This window comes from bacterium, assembly GCA_014360495.1.
Taxonomy (GTDB): Bacteria; Armatimonadota; JACIXR01; order JACIXR01; family JACIXR01; genus JACIXR01.
This window is the reverse complement of the sequence record JACIXR010000002.1, coordinates 195,889-211,528: the sequence shown is the minus strand read 5'-3', so window position 1 is coordinate 211,528 and position 15,640 is coordinate 195,889. Positions and strand designations below refer to the sequence as shown.

The 15,640-nt window shown below is 45.2% G+C and carries 17 protein-coding genes and 1 pseudogene; 17 read left to right on the top strand and 1 reads right to left on the bottom strand.

What is annotated here, in order from left to right:
* The first annotated feature begins 95 nt into the window (after positions 1 to 95).
* From H5T88_02550 to H5T88_02535, 4 genes are all read left to right on the top strand, one after another.
* A complete protein-coding gene (locus H5T88_02550; GenBank protein ID MBC7329217.1) occupies positions 96 to 1,523 on the top strand; it encodes a radical SAM protein in 1,428 nt (475 codons plus the stop codon).
* Positions 1,524 to 1,565: 42 nt separating this feature from the next.
* Positions 1,566 to 1,730: a hypothetical protein gene (locus H5T88_02545; GenBank protein MBC7329216.1), complete on the top strand. Its 165-nt coding sequence runs from the start codon at positions 1,566 to 1,568 to the stop codon at positions 1,728 to 1,730.
* A gap of 39 nt (positions 1,731 to 1,769) precedes the next feature.
* Positions 1,770 to 2,216, top strand: coding sequence for a hypothetical protein (locus H5T88_02540; GenBank protein ID MBC7329215.1), 447 nt, complete (start codon positions 1,770 to 1,772; stop codon positions 2,214 to 2,216).
* Positions 2,217 to 2,583: 367 nt separating this feature from the next.
* Positions 2,584 to 3,030, top strand: a complete 447-nt coding sequence (locus H5T88_02535) for a thermonuclease family protein (GenBank protein MBC7329214.1) — start codon at positions 2,584 to 2,586, stop codon at positions 3,028 to 3,030.
* An 11-nt stretch (positions 3,031 to 3,041) separates the two neighbouring features.
* Here H5T88_02535 and H5T88_02530 read toward each other — a convergent pair whose 3' ends face one another.
* On the bottom strand, positions 3,042 to 4,574 hold the full coding sequence (locus tag H5T88_02530) for a sialate O-acetylesterase (protein MBC7329213.1): 1,533 nt from the start codon (positions 4,572 to 4,574) through the stop codon (positions 3,042 to 3,044).
* Positions 4,575 to 4,688: 114 nt separating this feature from the next.
* On the opposite strand from H5T88_02530, the gene H5T88_02525 reads away from it, so the two are divergent.
* The 13 genes and pseudogenes from H5T88_02525 (at position 4,689) to H5T88_02465 (ending at position 15,623) form a co-directional block, all read left to right on the top strand.
* The gene (locus H5T88_02525; GenBank protein MBC7329212.1) at positions 4,689 to 5,867 is read left to right on the top strand and encodes an MFS transporter; all 1,179 of its coding nucleotides are present in this window, start codon (positions 4,689 to 4,691) and stop codon (positions 5,865 to 5,867) included.
* Between the two features lie 34 nt (positions 5,868 to 5,901).
* Positions 5,902 to 6,780, top strand: a complete 879-nt coding sequence (locus H5T88_02520; GenBank protein ID MBC7329211.1) for a decaprenyl-phosphate phosphoribosyltransferase — start codon at positions 5,902 to 5,904, stop codon at positions 6,778 to 6,780.
* Between the two features lie 10 nt (positions 6,781 to 6,790).
* Positions 6,791 to 8,347, top strand: coding sequence for an NAD(P)H-hydrate dehydratase (locus H5T88_02515; GenBank protein MBC7329210.1), 1,557 nt, complete (start codon positions 6,791 to 6,793; stop codon positions 8,345 to 8,347).
* Positions 8,320 to 9,495, top strand: a complete 1,176-nt coding sequence (locus H5T88_02510; GenBank protein ID MBC7329209.1) for an FHA domain-containing protein — start codon at positions 8,320 to 8,322, stop codon at positions 9,493 to 9,495. Before H5T88_02515 ends, H5T88_02510 begins: the two co-directional genes overlap by 28 nt.
* Positions 9,492 to 10,847, top strand: coding sequence for an FHA domain-containing protein (locus H5T88_02505; protein ID MBC7329208.1), 1,356 nt, complete (start codon positions 9,492 to 9,494; stop codon positions 10,845 to 10,847). The genes H5T88_02510 and H5T88_02505 overlap by 4 nt, the downstream gene beginning before the upstream one ends.
* Positions 10,848 to 10,851: 4 nt before the next feature.
* Positions 10,852 to 11,552 (top strand): annotated as a pseudogene (locus tag H5T88_02500) (site-specific DNA-methyltransferase).
* A gap of 18 nt (positions 11,553 to 11,570) precedes the next feature.
* Complete coding sequence (locus H5T88_02495) at positions 11,571 to 11,828, top strand: hypothetical protein (protein MBC7329207.1); 258 nt, start codon at positions 11,571 to 11,573, stop codon at positions 11,826 to 11,828.
* A 135-nt stretch (positions 11,829 to 11,963) separates the two neighbouring features.
* Entirely contained in the window at positions 11,964 to 12,251 is a 288-nt protein-coding gene (locus H5T88_02490; GenBank protein ID MBC7329206.1) for a hypothetical protein, read from the top strand.
* 466 nt (positions 12,252 to 12,717) lie between these two features.
* Positions 12,718 to 13,374: a dTMP kinase gene (tmk, locus tag H5T88_02485; GenBank protein MBC7329205.1), complete on the top strand. Its 657-nt coding sequence runs from the start codon at positions 12,718 to 12,720 to the stop codon at positions 13,372 to 13,374.
* The gene (locus tag H5T88_02480; protein MBC7329204.1) at positions 13,346 to 13,678 is read left to right on the top strand and encodes a cyclic-di-AMP receptor; all 333 of its coding nucleotides are present in this window, start codon (positions 13,346 to 13,348) and stop codon (positions 13,676 to 13,678) included. Before tmk ends, H5T88_02480 begins: the two co-directional genes overlap by 29 nt.
* Positions 13,679 to 13,694: 16 nt before the next feature.
* Entirely contained in the window at positions 13,695 to 14,051 is a 357-nt protein-coding gene (locus H5T88_02475; protein ID MBC7329203.1) for a hypothetical protein, read from the top strand.
* A 9-nt stretch (positions 14,052 to 14,060) separates the two neighbouring features.
* Positions 14,061 to 15,377, top strand: a complete 1,317-nt coding sequence (locus tag H5T88_02470) for a hypothetical protein (protein ID MBC7329202.1) — start codon at positions 14,061 to 14,063, stop codon at positions 15,375 to 15,377.
* Between the two features lie 3 nt (positions 15,378 to 15,380).
* Positions 15,381 to 15,623 (top strand): metal-sensitive transcriptional regulator, encoded by a 243-nt coding sequence (locus H5T88_02465; protein ID MBC7329201.1) that lies wholly within the window; start codon positions 15,381 to 15,383, stop codon positions 15,621 to 15,623.
* Positions 15,624 to 15,640 lie beyond the last annotated feature (17 nt).

Below are 15,640 nucleotides of genomic sequence, written 5' to 3'. Positions count from 1 at the left end.
AATTGAGGAAGGGGAACCTACTTTGCAAATATTTAAGCTCCCTTCCCCATTTTCATATGCATTTCTATTGCAAAGGTGGTATAATTTAAGGGATTATGGAGAGTTATTTAATAAGGGCGAGAAAGGAATTATTAGCAAAGGAGGAGGGAACGATTTACAAATCCGCCAAATTCCGCTTCCTACTCATCTCTCCCCTTCCCTATAAAGCTGGCTCCGCGGGTCTCGCTATGCATATTCTTTACAGGGAAATAAACAAGCTCCCCGACCTTTCCTGCGAAAGATACTTCTTTCAAGAAGCGGAGGTTCGTTCCCTTGAGTTCGATAGGCTGCCCTCTGAGTTTCAAGTTCTCGCCTTCTCCCTTTCCTATGAATTGGATTGTCTCAACTTCATTCGCATATTGGAAATGAGCCAAATTCCCCTTTTCTGGGATGAAAGGAAAGAGGAACATCCGATTATCCTCGTGGGAGGAGCTTATCCCACCATCAATCCCTTGCCTTTATCAAAGTTTGCAGACGCAATCGCCATCGGCGATGGCGAGGAAATGGTTAGGGAAATCGGTGAGGCTATCAAAGGAGGGCGTGATAAGGGTGAAAGGCTTCAACTACTCTCGCAAATAAAAGGAATTTTCGTTCCCTCAATCGGCAATAGATACCAACGCAGGTGGCTAATGGATTTAAACTTGTATGATGGCTCATCTCAATATATATCACCGGTTTGCGATTTTCCCTCCACAGCCTTTATAGAGATTTCAAGGGGGTGTCAAAGGGGTTGTCGTTTCTGCGTAATTCCTTATTTCTTCTCTCCATATAGGGAGAGAAGCGCAGAGAATGTAATAGAAGAGGCTCTTAAATGGAAAGGTATAGCGAGAAAAATCGGTTTGGTGGGAGCTGCTACCTGCGACCATTTGCAATTGAGAGAGATAGGAAGATGGCTTAATAAAGAAGGCATTCCTTTCTCGGCAGCTTCTTTACGTGCGGACGCTCTTGATGAAGAATTCCTTCGCTATTTAGCCCAAGGAGGCGAGAGGACGATAACCCTCGCTCCCGAGGTCGCTTCTTCCCATCTGCGAGAATTGATAAATAAGGGAATTGACGAGGAGGTTCTTAGAGAGGCTTTGGAGAAGGCAAAGAAAGCGGGATTTAAAAGGGCTCGTTTATACTTTATGATTGGCTTGCCCAAGGAAGAATTGGAAGATGTGAGGAGAATTGCGGAAATCTCGGAAGAGATGAGCGAGATTCTGCCTTTAAGGTTATCAATATCTCCCTTCATCCCTAAGCCAGGGACCCCCCTGGGGAAATTCCCTATGGAGGAAGAGGGTAAACTGAGGAAAAAGAAGGAAATTTTGGAAAGGGAGTTGAGGAAGAGAGGGATACAGGCAACTTTTGAGAGCATAAGGGGAAGCGTTATTCAATGGTTGTTAGCACAAGGAGATGAGAGAATGGGCGATGTCCTTCTCTATGCCTACAAAAGAGGTGGTAGCTTTTCAGCTTGGCGGAAAGGCTACGAGAAGGTTTATGGATAGGGATTGCTAATTTTAATTTAAAGCTTCATAATTTTAAAAACTATGAATAGAGAAAGAATCTCGCAGGAAGGCTTATTGTTTCCCGAGGACGCCGTTGTCGGTGATTCAAAGAAGGTTTCACTGATATTCAGAAATGCAATACCGGAAATCCCCGATACAGCGGTTATGAGAATTCCCATGATAACGAGAGGAAAAGCATTTTATTAACCCTTTGAAAAAATGTAACAAGATATTTCTCTGAGGGCGATGAGAAGGTCCATAAATTATACAAATCAAGATATTCCCGGAAAAAGGGTCTGGGCTGAAACTGACGCAGGGTATGAGTATGGCGTTATGGTGAAATGCTGCGTTCCCCAACCAACTATCCTACAATTTTTTATTGAGGTCTGTGGATTTTCCCGACTTCTTGATTTCGCAGAGGCAAGGATTCCTCAAGAAGACGCCGTTTTTAGAGGCTATTTAGAGGAATTAAAAGGGCGAATCGGTAAATATAAATGCGGGATTTTTCAAACATCCCTTAAATGCATCATCTGCGGCTATTTCCATACAAAGCAAGCTCCTTTGGTGAGGGAAGGTGAGACTTTGGAATATCTCGGGAAAGTGAGGGAAACGAGGCATTTAATAAATATTAAAGACCTTAAGTGGACGATGGAGGATTGGGGTAAATTCGTGAGGGATTTGGGTTTATTTTAGAAGTTGATTTGGAAAGGGGGCATAAGAAATGATAAGAAGTAGAAGATGGCTTTTCTACTTCATCCCTCTTTTAATTTTGGGGCTTATTGCGCTTAACAAGAGCCTCCAAGGTGATGTTGCGAAGGTTATAGATGGCGATACCTTCGTTCTGAAAAATGGACAGCACGTTCGCTTAATCGGGATAAATGCTCCTGAACTTCATCATCCCGTATTAGGTGAACAACCCTTCGGCAAGGAAGCGAAGAAGCATTTGGAGAAGTTGATTAGGGGCAAGAAGGTGCGTTTGGAATTTGATGTGCAGACTTATGATAAATACGGAAGGCTTTTAGCTTATGTTTATGTAGACAAGATTTTCGTCAATGCGAAGATGGTGGAAGATGGCTACGCACAAGTGATGACAGTTCCGCCCAATGTTAAATATCAAGAGCTTTTCCTCAAACTGCAAAGAGAGGCGATGGAGAAAGGGAGAGGATTGTGGGAGGAAAGATATATTGTTGACATCTCTAAAGGGGTTTATCACCTTTCCAATTGCCCTCTATTGAAGAAGATTCCCGATAAAAATAAAAAAGAGATGGGGGCAGGAGAGATAGCGAGGAAAAACTATAAGCCCTGCGATGTTTGCAAGCCTCTCGGCTCCCCGCCACCTCTTGAGAAGGGAAATTATCAATATATTGGGAATAAATCCTCTAAGAAGTTCCATCGTCTCACCTGTCCCTGGGCACAGAAGATAGGCGTTGCGAACAGGGTCTATTTCAAAACAAGGGACGAAGCCATAAAGCAGGGCTTCGTCCCTTGCAAAGTTTGTAATCCTTAAGGACTTTTTGATTAATATTTAACCGGCAAAATTCCCTTAAGATAAGGTGGAATGTCGGTTCTGAATGGAACAGCTGGCAATCCCTCTTTGTTATAGAGATTGCACTCGGGATTGTCAGCCCAAGCATAACGAACAGCTACTGGTTTTTGGACTTTGTCGCTCCAAACTATTACCGTATTCCCCTCTATTTTCGCCTCTGCCCAGACGAATTTTTTATCCTCACCTGCTATGGCAAAGCCAAATAGCTTATCTCCCTTACACACCAGTCCACTGCCAGTGTGGGTGAAGAAGATGCGAGCCTTATTTCCCTCTATCTCCATTCTCTCAAACAATGGTCCGGAATACTCAATCTTGAAGTCGTAAGCTTTAGCCAAAGCAGCTAAAGCGAGGCGTTTGCCAACATCCTGCTTGTTTTTAGGATGAATATCGTTTGCCTCTCCGATGTCTATAGCCACAGCCATACCCGTGTTTGGAAGGCTGAGGGCAGCCATCTGAGCCTCTCTCAGCTCAGCCCAAGCGCTCTCGGATGGCTCCGGCTTGCGTTCCATAAAGTTGGCGAGCTGAACGAATAAGAAGGGAAATTCACCTATTCCCCAAGCTTTCCTCCAATCCTCTATCATCGCAGGGAAAAGCACTGAATACTCCTCCGCCCTTCCCACATTAGATTCTCCCTGATACCAAATTGCTCCCCTAATGGGATAGGGAGTGAAGGGGGCAATCATGGCGTTGTAGAGAGCAGATGGTCGCCAGCATTCTGCCCACTGAGGGTCCAAACCGAAGGGAGCTCGGGGATGTGGTGGTTCCGGTTTTCCTTCCTTTTTCGCTTTCTCCACATCCCTCTGCCAATTCTTGACTTCTTGGTCGTATTTACTCCAAATATCCAATAGTGGCTTAAACTTTGGATTGCTTTTGAGCGCTTTATAACTTGTCCAAGCCTCGGCGGGAGTGCCTCCAACGGAGGAATGTATCATCCCTATTGGGACATTGAGATTCTTATATAACTCCCTCGCAAAGAAATAGGCAACAGCGGAGAAATTCTTAACGGTTTCAGGAGAACAAACCTGCCACTTGCATTCCACATCCCACTGGAGCTGAGTGGAGGATTTTAGAGGAACTTGGAGCAAGCGAATGAGAGGATAATTCGCCTCCTGTATCTCCTTCTCCGCGTTCATGGATTCGGATACCGGCCACCACATATTGGATTGCCCGGAGGCTATCCAAACTTCTCCGATATATACATCCTTCAATTCTATCTTCTCATCTCCTGCCTGCACTACCAGTTCATAAGGACCGCCTTCCTTCATCGCGGGAAGGTTTACCTGCCAGCGTCCCTTAACATTTGCTTTGCCTTTGGCAGTTTTCCCATTTAGAGAAACAATTATGATTGTTCCCGGCTTAGCCATTCCCCAAATCTTTATCTTCTGTCCCCTTTGGAAAACCATGTGGTCGGAGAAGAAGGTGGGCAGCTTGAGTTGAGCTTCCGAAAGGGAAACGAAAAGAAGAAGTGCTCCGAAAAACCACAACGATAGTCTAATATCAATCATCTCCATCTACCTCCTTCAATGATTTTTAAGTATTAAATTACTAATTTTCCAATTGTCAAGGCGAAAATGGTTAGCTTTAAATAGGTGGAAAATAAGGAGATACTTTTATAGAATATGAGCAATATGAATATTGAGAAAAGGAACTTTTGGACTTTGCTTTTCGTTTCCTCGCTTTTCGGCATAGCTATAGGGCTCTACGACTTCGCCCTCCCTTATTATATGAAAGATAGAGGAATCTCTTATCAAGGGATGGGTTTTGTCTTTGCCATTTCTTTCTTTTTCGTTTTCTTCGTTCAAATATGGTCAGCTCGCATCTCGGATATCTCGGGAAGAAAACCCTTCTATTCCCTCGCTCTCCTTTTCTCCTCAATCTTCAATTTCCTCACGCCTCTTTCCGCCAAGCTCTCGCTTCTTACACTCATAAAGACCCTTAGGGAAACCGCAGCCGCCATTCAGGACACAATCAATTCGGTCGTTTTATATGAGAGCGTATCAAGGAGCAGGTATCTCTTCATTATGGGGAGGACGGCAGGGCTGAGTTTCTTCTTTCAAGGGTTTGGTATCGTTGCTGCTGGCATATTGATGCTTAGGGGTTATAACCTGCCCTTCTTCGTTTCCGCTTCAATCATCTTCCTTGCCTTTCTTATTTTCCAACTAAACTTCTCCGAGATGAAAATAGAGGAGGAAGTTGTCTCTTTGGGTAGCGAGAACCTTGGTTTTTTAAACAGAGATTTATGGCTCTTAACCATTTCGGGTTTCATATGTAATCTCGGAGTCGCTCTAAGCCATACCCAGATGATGCCTCTTTTCTTCAGTGTTAAATACAATGTCAGCGAAGCTTGGGTGGCTATTCTCCTCGCCCTTCATCGCATTTCGCTCGGCTTCCCTATGATATTCGCCGGAAATCTATTGAGAGGGAGATGGCAGGAATTGAGGAATTTGAAGTGGTTGTATATCATATTTCTCACCCTACAGAATATAGCGATAAGCGCTACAGCCTTTATGCCGACTTTTCTCTGGGCTGCTGGGGTGTGGCTAATTCACGATGTTATAGGGGCGAGCATCTGGACGCCTGCCCGCAGCACTTTAATACAGCGCTTTTCCAGAGACGAAACGAGGGCATTTCAAGTGGCAACCGTAGGGGCAATCAGCAACATAGGATGGGTACTGGGGCCTGTAATCGCTGGCTATTTGGCGAACATAGACATCTCTCTTCCCTTTTTTATGAGCGGTGTTATTTCCTTCTTCGCCATCTTCCCCATTTTGGCTTTGCGAGTGGAGAAACAAAAATAGAATTATGACGATTGATGATTTATAATTAGTAAACATGAGAAGAAGGAGCCTCTTGCTTAATATTTTGTTGTCCCTCCGTCCACACCAGTGGACGAAGAACCTGTTCGTTATCGCCCCCCTTATCTTCGCAGGTGAGTTCACACTTGAGAAACTCCTCCTTTCAATCTCTGCCTTCGTTGTCTTCTCTTTCCTCTCGGGAGGGCTTTATATCATCAACGATTTAATGGATATAGAAAGGGATAGAAGACATCCCCAAAAGAGATGGCGACCCATAGCCTCGGGAGCGCTCTCTCCTTCAATAGCTCGCCTTTCAGCTGTCTTCTTCGTCCTTGTTCCCCTTGCTTTATCCCTTTTCATCAGTCCCTTCTTCACCATCGTCTGCTTTTCTTTCGCCTGTCTCCAATTAGCTTATAGCCTCTTTTTAAGGGGCGTTGTGCTTCTTGATATCTTAACCGTTGCCTTCTCCTTCATCCTGAGGGTAGAGGCAGGAGCTTCCGCAATTGATGTCCCCGCCTCCACATGGATAATTCTCTGCACTTTTCTCCTTGCTCTCCTTTTGGCAACGGGAAAGAGAAGGGGAGAGTTGCTAAGCTTGAAAGCCTCTGCCCCTCAGCACAGAGAGGTCCTTCAGCATTATCCGCTTCCCTTCTTAGACCAGCTTATGTCGCTCACAGGCTCATCATGCATCATCTCTTATGCCCTTTACACCTTCTTTTCTCCAACTGGGCAAAACCATCCCTTGCTTTTTTGGACAATTCCCTTCGTCATTTACGGAATTGCCCGCTACCTCTACCTCGTCCAGAAAACGGACCTCGCCGAGTTTCCCGACCAGGCGGTTGTTAAGGACCTTCCCCTCCTAACCTGTGTAGCTCTCTGGACTCTCTCTTGTATCTTCATCATCGGTTTATTATAATTTAGTTATAATGAAAGTCGCCTCCAGCGAGGAGATGCGAGAAATAGATAGGAGAGCGAGGGAGGAATTTTCCCTTCCTACTCTTCTACTAATGGAGAACGCCGGGGAAAGGTCAGCGGAAATGGCGCTTGCTATGCTTGAGGGAGAAAATGTGGTGGTCGTAGCGGGGAAGGGCAACAATGGAGGGGATGGAATAGCCTGTGCGCGCCATCTGTTCAACTTGGGGGTAAAAGTGAAAGTAATTCTCCTTGCAAGGAAAGAGGAAATTAAAGGCGATGCGAAAGCCAACCTTGAGATAGGGGAGAGAATGGGGATTGAAATACTGGAACTGCCTACTGATATCAAATCCCATTTGCGAGACGCTGATTTAGTGATAGACGCTATTTTCGGGACGGGCTTGAAAGGGGAGGTAGGCTCACCATATAAGGAGGCAATTGAGGCGATTAACTCAGTTAAAAAGCCCGTCCTTTCCATTGATATACCCTCAGGCATAGGGGATAGTGGTGAAGTGTGCGGTGTAGCTGTGAAAGCGGACAGAACGGTTACCTTCGCACTTCCCAAAAGAGGATTAATCCTTTATCCAGGGGCATACTACGCAGGAGATGTCTATGTAGCAGATATCGGCATACCCCATTCCCTTCTCTCATCTCCTACTCTTAACCTCCTTACCCCTTCCCTTCTCCAAGAGCTTCTTCCCCAAAGACCTCCTGATGCCCATAAGGGTTCCTTTGGGCACCTACTCGTTCTCTCTGGTTCCCTTGGTTTTACAGGGGCTGCTGCTATGTGTTGCGAGGGTGCCTTGCGAGTTGGAACGGGTCTTGTCACCCTTGGCATTCCCTCCTCCCTTAACGATGTTATGGAGGTCAAGCTGACGGAGGTTATGACCTATCCTCTTCCCGAGACCGAGGAGCGCACCCTTTCCTCAAAAGCTCTTCCTCTCATAAAAGAGAAGTTGAGAAAATGCAGCGCTTTAGCAATAGGACCTGGTCTCTCAACTAATCCCGAAACCTGCCAGCTCGTTCACAATCTTTTGAGCGAAATTGAACTTCCCGCAGTAATAGACGCCGATGCTTTGAACTGCTTAGCAGGAAAGAAGGTGGATTTCAAGAGTAAGAAGTTCGTGTTTACCCCTCATCCCGGGGAAATGGCGCGACTTGTGGGTGAGGATGTGAGAAATATTCAAGCGGATAGGATTGGGTGGGCTAAGAGATTGGCTGAGGAATCAGGTTGCGTTGTTGTTTTGAAGGGGGCAAGAACAGTCATCGCTAGCCCGGAGGGAGAATGTTTCATCAATCCCACAGGTAATTCCGGGATGGCGAGCGGAGGGACAGGCGATGTTCTCACTGGAATGATTGGAGGATTTCTGGCGCAGGGTCTTTCTCCCCTATCCTCTGCTCTCCTCGGCGTGTTTCTCCATGGGCTTTGTGGGGATTTAGCTAAAAAGGAGTTTGGCGAGGAGTATATGCTTGCTACTGACTTGCCTCGCTTTCTCCCCAAGGCTTTTGAATTAATTCGTTCTTATAGGAGGAAAAGAGAGAGATGCGTAAAATTATTGGATTGGCTTTGATTTTCCTTTCCCTGGTTGCTTTTCCTCGGGATGTCACAATTCACTTCCCAAAAGAGGGAAAATACATCCTATTCATTCAGAATGGTGTCCAAAACACTTATCTTCTCCAAGGGAAGGATGTCGTCGTTTCCCTCCCTGAGGGGGATTTCAAAGTGGCTGTGAGCGACGAGCAGAACAGGGGAGCAATGAAGGATTTGAAGGCAAAGGATACATCCATTACTTTCTCCGAAGGAGATTTCAACCTCATATATAAAATAGGAGTGAAGCTCACCGATTCCCGGGGAACTCCGGTTGATTATGCCGTAGTTTCCCTCCATGATTCCAAAGGGAATAAATACTCATATGTGTTAAGGGAAGAGGACGAAGGAACCACCTACTTTTATTTTATACCTCAAGGGAAGGGGAATCTGGAAGCGAGGAGAGGAGAGCTGAAGATTAGTCAGGATATAGAAATTTCCCTAACCGCTGAGCCCCAGATTTTCAGTCTTTCCTTTGCTTCCCTCTCCCTCCCAGCTAAGCTAACCCCCGCCGAGAAATCAGTTGAGAAGGAAAAGGCAAAAGAGGAAACGAAACCCGCTCCCAAGGCTGGCATAAGCCCCTTTATAAGCGTTTTTACTTCCCTTATAATCGTCGTTTTAATCCTTTACATTGTCTTCCTCCTTATGAAGAGGAGAGGGTTTGATATAATAGGGATGATGAGGCAGCAAGCTGGTCAGCCACAGACTGCCGAAACTCCCCCGCCATCTCCTATCCCAACCTCACCCGATATCTGCCCTTATTGTGGGCAGAGGAAAGACCCCGTAACGGGAGCCTGTGCCTGTACTCCCGGAGTTGCGCCCTCCCAAACGGTGGTCAGCACCCCCGGAGCAAAGCTGGTTGGCTATGAGGGGGCAGTTGTTGGTCAGGTTTTCCCTCTAAGCAAGAAGGAGACAACTTTAGGAAGAGGTGAGGATAGGGATATAGTGGTTCCCGATTCCGCTGTTTCTCGGAGGCATTGCAAGATAGTTTTAGAGGATGATGGTTATTATATATTGGATGAGGGTTCAACTAATGGGACATTTGTGAGCGGGATGAGGGTGGCGAGGGAAAAACTGAAAAATGGGGATATAATACAAATTGGGGAAAGCAAGTTCAGGTTTGAGTTATGAAGAAGACATTTTTATTCCTCCTTTTCGGGGCGATTGGTGGCTTCATAGGTTGGATTATCCTTGAACCCTTGCCCCTCACCCATATGAGGGAGAAGACTCTGATAGAAGTTTACAGGAATGATGCGATATTTGGAGCGGTTATGGGTTTTTTCATCGGTGGTTCGTTGGGATTAACGGAGGCGATTTGGCGGAAGCAAAGGCTCTTGGGCTTCACTGTGATCGGTTCATTAACTGGTTTGCTCGGTGGCGCCTGCGCCTTGGTGATTGGAGAAAGAATCTACCAAATGTTCGTCCCAGGGGAGGGGATGGCTTCCCTTTTTCAAGCCCTGAAGGGGATAGTGGCAAGAAGCCTAGGATGGTCGGCGGTGGGGATGGTTGTTGGGGCATCACAAGGGATTTTGACTCTCTCCAAATGGAGGGCGAAAAGAGGAGCGCTTGGAGGTGCTTTCGGTGGTTTCATCGGCGGTATGCTCTTTGACTTTCTGCCTTTCATCTTTTATACAGACGCGGTTAGCCGAATGGTAGCGCTTACTTCTATTGGAGGATTGGTCGGCTTTTCCACATCACTTGTGGAGGAACTAACTAAAAAAGCTTGGCTCAAAGTGCTATCGGGAAGCAAGGAGGGAAGGGAATATATAGTTGATAAAGATGAATTCTATATCGGCAGGGACGAGCTCTGCGATTTAGGACTTTTTGGGGACAAATCGGTCCTTCCGAAACATGCATTGATAACTCGCAAGGATAATACATATGAGATTAGGGATTTGGGCGGTGGAGTTATATTGAATGGACAGAGGATTTCCTCAGCAACCTTGCAAGATGGGGACAGATTGCAGATAGGAGGACATTCCCTTCTTTTCCAGATGAAGGAAAAAGTGCAGAGGAGAGATGTGGTGGTGGAGCAAAAGGTCTCGCCGGTATCCAGCGATGTATGTCCTTATTGTGGTCAGAGGAAGGACCCAATCACTGGCGCTTGTGCCTGCACACCAGCTACTCAGCCATCGGCTTTGAAAGCGGGACAAACAGCCGTCCTTCCATCAAAGCAGGAGGCAAAGCCTCTTTCATCTGGTGCGCGGCTCGTGGTGGTTAAGGGACCATTGGAAGGCGAAGTTTTCCCAATAATGAAAGAAGAATTCACAATTGGGAGAGCTGAGGATAGGGACCTCACTATATTGGATAAGGCTGTTTCTCGGAGGCATTGCAAGATAGTTTTAGAGGATGATGGTTATTATATATTGGATGAGGGTTCAACTAATGGGACATTTGTGAGCGGGATGAGGGTGGCGAGGGAAAAACTGAAAAATGGGGATATAATACAAGTTGGAGAGAGCAAATTGAGGTTTGAAATATAAGGATATGAAAACGCATCATAAGCTGATATTCGGTGATGCGGAGGATATGAGGGAGCTGGAAGATTGCAGCGTCCAGCTTGTTATAACCTCTCCTCCTTACTTCAATGCTCCTTTTGATTATCCGGATTTGTTTGAGAGCTATGAGGCATATCTTGAGAAGATGAGGAGGGTAGCGAGGGAGATAAGGAGGGTTTTGCAGGAAGGAAGAATTGCTTGCATAGTATGCGATGATACCTTGATAAATGGGAGGAAATATCCTGTTGTTGCCGATTTGACGAGGATTTACCTTGAAGAAGGTTTAAATTACAGGGACAAAATCATCTGGACAAAGCCTGAGGGATACATGATGAATATCAAAAGAACAAGTGGTATTTAACGATTTGGAAAATAACGAATGTCTTGCCAATTAAAAACAGATTGGAAGAGGGCATAGCTGCTTTTCCCGAAGAAATTCCTTATAGGTTAATAAAGCTGTTCTCTTATGTGGGCGAGACCGTTTTGGACCCCTTTATGGGTTCTGGCACGACGAATAGAGTATCCGCCAAGCTTGGTAGAAATAGCGTGGGATATGAAATAGATTTAGAGCTTTTGGAGGTCGTAAAGGCGAAGATGGGTTTGAGCGAGGATTTGCTCTTTGGGGTAGATTACGAAGCGGAGATAATTGTGCGGGAGGATGCACGCCACTTAACGATTGAAAGAATTTGAAAAGGAAGGCAGGGTAAAATGGCTGAAAAGGTGGCGGGAACATATGGCTCTTCCTTATCAGAATCTATAAATAAAAGGGAAACACAGGAAGAAATATTAAGTTATCTTCTTCTCAGAATCTTGCTCAATCAGCAAGCAAGGGTGGAAAAAGTAAAAGAATTATCTGCATCACTATATAATGAATTTGGGGGAAACTTTTTTACGAGCCGTTTAATATTTCGGAAGGGAAGCTATTTTCAATATTCAAAGAAATTGGTGGAGCAAAAGGGTCGTTAGTTTATAAGGTTGGAGCGTTAGGCGGCATAAAGCCACTCTCTTTATTCGCTTATCGCTTCAAGGCATATGAAGGGTTCATTCGCTGGCTTAAAGAAGAAAACCTTAAATTCTTTGATTTAATTCAAAACTTCATTAATGATAGTAGACGGACATGTGGGCAAGGTTTTTTGCCGAACAGGTCTACTTGGTGAAGTTTTATATGAAAAGGATAGACCATTTATAATCCATGCAAGCAAAATGCGCCCCATCATTGAGCAAATCGTTAGCCAAGCTGGAGTGATTCCATTCTATGTTGACAACGGAGCATTTTATCTTTACGAAGACGGTTATTGCAAAGACCTTGAGCCCGATTGTAGGATTTGTCCAGTTCGGGAGTTTTGCAAACGCTATATAAAATGGACAGCATATCAGATTATGAGATAATCATGGTCTAAATTGCAATATAGGAGTGGAATCGGCAAAGGAAGCTTTTGGCGTTTCAAGAAACACGATTCTCAAGAAGAGATAAAAATTCAGGAAAAAGGAACTGAGTTAAAAGAGTGATACAATATCTAAAGGGTAGAAAAGAATGCTCTTGTTTAGGTCAAATTCCTTTAAAGGAGGAATTGAATATGTTTTGCAACGGATAGGGATAAAAGCTCCTACGGCTTCCACAATAGCGAGAAGTATAAAAGGCTAAATGGTATTTTTCTTTTTCTGTAAATTCTGTTCAAATGGACAAGGGGAGCTAATTTGCGGTAAAATTTAAAGATTTTCTGAGCCGAATACTCTCCTTTATAGTTTATCCTCAAGCAATATAAGAAATTCCCTAAGGAGTCTTAAATGGTATGGGATTATATATTCGTTTCACTTTTCCCGAGAAATTTGTTAAACTTATTTAATGAGCAAAATGGATGTTTCTCTAAAAGGTTTGTTTATCGTTATTGAGGGAGGAGAAGGAGCGGGCAAATCCACCCAAGCTGAGCTCCTTTATCGCTCCCTTTCCCAACGATTTCCCGCCGTCCTAACAAGGGAACCGGGCGGAACGTCCTTGGGAGAGAGGATAAGGCAGCTCCTTTTGGACCCCGCTCTTCGTCCCATCAATCCAAGAGCGGAGCTCTTCCTCTTCCTCGCCGCTCGCGCCCAACATATTGAGGAAGTGATTAAGCCCGCTTTAATGGAAGGAAAGATAGTCATCTCCGACCGCTTCTCCCTTTCTTCCCTCGCCTATCAAGGATTTGGCAGAGGGTTAGACCTCCCACTCTTAGAGGAGATGGATGCTTTCGCCCGACAAGGTATATCTCCCCACCTAACTATTTACATAGATATACCACCTGAAGAGGGGATGAAGCGTCTTTCCACCCTCACTCCCTTTGAGGGAGAGCCGATGGAATTCCATAAAAGGGTTAGGGAAGGATATCTTGAGCTCGCCTCGCGCTATCCAGAGGAAATAAAGGTAGTAGATGGCAGGGGAGGAGTTGAGGAGGTGCAAGAGAGAATAGAGGAAATAGTGAAGGAACTCATAAGGAGGTGGTGTGATGAAGCTTCTAATAACGGTTGTTCATAGTAGGGACAAGGCTCGTTTAAGCCAAGAACTTCTCGCCGCTGGCTATAGGTTCACGGAGGTAGCTTCAACAGGAGGGCTTCTAAGGGAAGGAAATACCACTCTTCTGATTGGAGTGGAGGACGAGGAATTGGAATCAGTCCTTAGCTTGATAGAGAAGAATTGCAAGAGCAGGGAGCAGTTCATCAATCCCCGTCCCCTTCCCTTGAGCGAGGTTGGACCTTTCCCCTTCCCCACTCCTATGAAGGTCAGGGTAGGAGGAGCAATTGTTTTCGTTGTGCCCGTGGAGCAGTTTCACCGCTTTTAACTAAGGAGGCGAAAATATGGAGGCGCTAGCCGCTGTTCTTGGTTTTTTGAGCGTTTTGCTTGCGGTGTTGAATATCTTCTGGGCAAGAGTTCTCACTTGGGAGAGCGCGAGAATAATAGGGGAAATAATGAAAGAGGAAGATTGGAGAGCAAAAGAGATTCTCCCTAGGATAGCAGAAATGCAGGAAGGAAGAGCGAGGAACTGTTTGGCAGGGTCACTGAGATGCAGGAAGCAATGGAGAGGCGAGCTGAGGAGGGGAGGAAGAGGGGCGAGGAACTCATCATTAGAGTGGCTGAGATTCAAAGAGATGGTTGATAATGCAAACAAAAGATTGGAGCAATTGCTTCACAAGATAGGAGAGGGGAGAGAATAAACTCAATTTATGGCTTTTAAAGATATAATTGGGCATAAAGGGGTTATAGACCTGCTAAAGTCTTATATAAGAGAGAAGAGAGTACATCATACTTATCTTTTTGTCGGCCCGAAGGGAGTAGGGAAGACAACAGTTGCTCTGAACTTTGCGAAGGCTCTGAACTGCGAGAACTTAACCCCCCATACAGAGCCCTGCGATAAATGCAGGTCTTGCAGGGCAATTGATGAGGGTTATCATCCAGATGTTAGAGTCCTATATCTCCAAATGGAAGTTTTTAGAAAAGAGATAAACGCAATGATAGACGAATGCGAAAAAGCCGGAGTAGAGACCGAGGAAACCTTAACAATTTTGAATCGGATATTTTTATATAAGCTCGAGCCCTTCCTTGAATTTATTAAAGACGAGCTTACAGGCGAGACAAGAAAAGAGCTAAGGGGGAAAATGGATAAATTAAAGGAATCGTTGAATGAATTAAGGGATGAGAGAGGCGAGGACAAAAAGCGATTAGGAATAGAGGAAATAAAAGCTATGATTAGGGAAATCTCGGAATTGTTACCCGAAAAAAGGATGCTGGGGATAGATGCGATAAAAGCTATTCGTCAAACGGCTTACTCTTCTGCTATCTGGGGAGGTTGGAAGGTGAACATAATAGGGAAAGCCGAGGTCCTCACAAGGGAAGCGGGAGATGCCCTTTTGAAGGTGTTGGAAGAGCCGCCTGAGCAATGCATCTTCATACTTTTGGCTCCTAATGTCGGTGACATCCCTCCCACTATAGCCTCTCGCAGCCACATCATCAAGTTCCTCAGTGTTGAGAAAGAGGAAATCGCCCAGTTTCTGCGGGAAAAATACGCGATGGATAAGGACTTAGCTTATGCCATTGCCTCCCTTTCCGAGGGACGCCCTGGTTTTGCAATAAAGATAGCAAAGGACGAAAAGCTTAAAAAAGCGAGAGAAAATACCCTGCGCCTTTTAATGGATATGCCTTTAAATCCGGATTATTCCTTAAGAGCAGCGGAGAGATTCGCCGAGATAGCGAGTCAAATTGAAGAGGGGGAAGATAAAGACAAAATCCAGCAGTGTCTCCTCTTTGCATCTTCCTTTTTCCGCGACCTCCTCATTCTCCGACTCGCCGGCGATTCCTCTCTCCTCATCAACTATGACAAAAAGAGATATCTTGAGCGAATTCACAAAAATTATAGTATTGATTTTCTCCATTCCGCTTTAAGTGCCGTGCAAAGAGCGTATAGATTGCTCCAGCCCGGTTTCAATTTTGATGAACGGCTTTGTCTGGAAGTTATGTTTTTAGATATGTTGGGAGGAAGATAGAATATGGATAAGAAGATTCTCTCGTCTTTAAGGATAATTGAAGGTCAGATAAGAGGTATTCAGAAAATGATAAAGGAAGGCAGGGATTGCGCCGAGATAATAACCCAGCTGTCTGCGGTGAAATCGGCGATAAACAGCGTTGGGCTAGCTATTCTTACTGAAGCCCTCTGCCAATGCGCCCGAGGAAAGGAAGAGGAAGCGAGAATTATGGATTTAGCCAATCTTCTACAACAACTATTCTTCTAAACTAAGAGGAGGTAGAT

What these genes read in the sequence shown, in the direction of transcription:
- H5T88_02545 (MBC7329216.1), top strand. Translation starts at nt 1,566, where the DNA reads ATGAATAGAGAAAGAATCTCGCAGGAAGGCTTATTGTTTCCCGAGGAC.
- H5T88_02475 (MBC7329203.1), top strand. Translation starts at nt 13,695, where the DNA reads ATGGAGGCGCTAGCCGCTGTTCTTGGTTTTTTGAGCGTTTTGCTTGCG.
- H5T88_02535 (MBC7329214.1), top strand. Translation starts at nt 2,584, where the DNA reads ATGGTGGAAGATGGCTACGCACAAGTGATGACAGTTCCGCCCAATGTT.
- H5T88_02520 (MBC7329211.1), top strand. Translation starts at nt 5,902, where the DNA reads ATGAGAAGAAGGAGCCTCTTGCTTAATATTTTGTTGTCCCTCCGTCCA.
- H5T88_02505 (MBC7329208.1), top strand. Translation starts at nt 9,492, where the DNA reads ATGAAGAAGACATTTTTATTCCTCCTTTTCGGGGCGATTGGTGGCTTC.
- H5T88_02510 (MBC7329209.1), top strand. Translation starts at nt 8,320, where the DNA reads ATGCGTAAAATTATTGGATTGGCTTTGATTTTCCTTTCCCTGGTTGCT.
- H5T88_02550 (MBC7329217.1), top strand. Translation starts at nt 96, where the DNA reads ATGGAGAGTTATTTAATAAGGGCGAGAAAGGAATTATTAGCAAAGGAG.
- H5T88_02495 (MBC7329207.1), top strand. Translation starts at nt 11,571, where the DNA reads ATGGCTGAAAAGGTGGCGGGAACATATGGCTCTTCCTTATCAGAATCT.
- H5T88_02480 (MBC7329204.1), top strand. Translation starts at nt 13,346, where the DNA reads ATGAAGCTTCTAATAACGGTTGTTCATAGTAGGGACAAGGCTCGTTTA.
- H5T88_02465 (MBC7329201.1), top strand. Translation starts at nt 15,381, where the DNA reads ATGGATAAGAAGATTCTCTCGTCTTTAAGGATAATTGAAGGTCAGATA.
- H5T88_02530 (MBC7329213.1), bottom strand. Translation starts at nt 4,574, where the DNA reads ATGATTGATATTAGACTATCGTTGTGGTTTTTCGGAGCACTTCTTCTT.
- H5T88_02525 (MBC7329212.1), top strand. Translation starts at nt 4,689, where the DNA reads ATGAGCAATATGAATATTGAGAAAAGGAACTTTTGGACTTTGCTTTTC.
- tmk (MBC7329205.1), top strand. Translation starts at nt 12,718, where the DNA reads ATGGATGTTTCTCTAAAAGGTTTGTTTATCGTTATTGAGGGAGGAGAA.
- H5T88_02515 (MBC7329210.1), top strand. Translation starts at nt 6,791, where the DNA reads ATGAAAGTCGCCTCCAGCGAGGAGATGCGAGAAATAGATAGGAGAGCG.
- H5T88_02540 (MBC7329215.1), top strand. Translation starts at nt 1,770, where the DNA reads ATGAGAAGGTCCATAAATTATACAAATCAAGATATTCCCGGAAAAAGG.
- H5T88_02490 (MBC7329206.1), top strand. Translation starts at nt 11,964, where the DNA reads ATGATAGTAGACGGACATGTGGGCAAGGTTTTTTGCCGAACAGGTCTA.
- H5T88_02470 (MBC7329202.1), top strand. Translation starts at nt 14,061, where the DNA reads ATGGCTTTTAAAGATATAATTGGGCATAAAGGGGTTATAGACCTGCTA.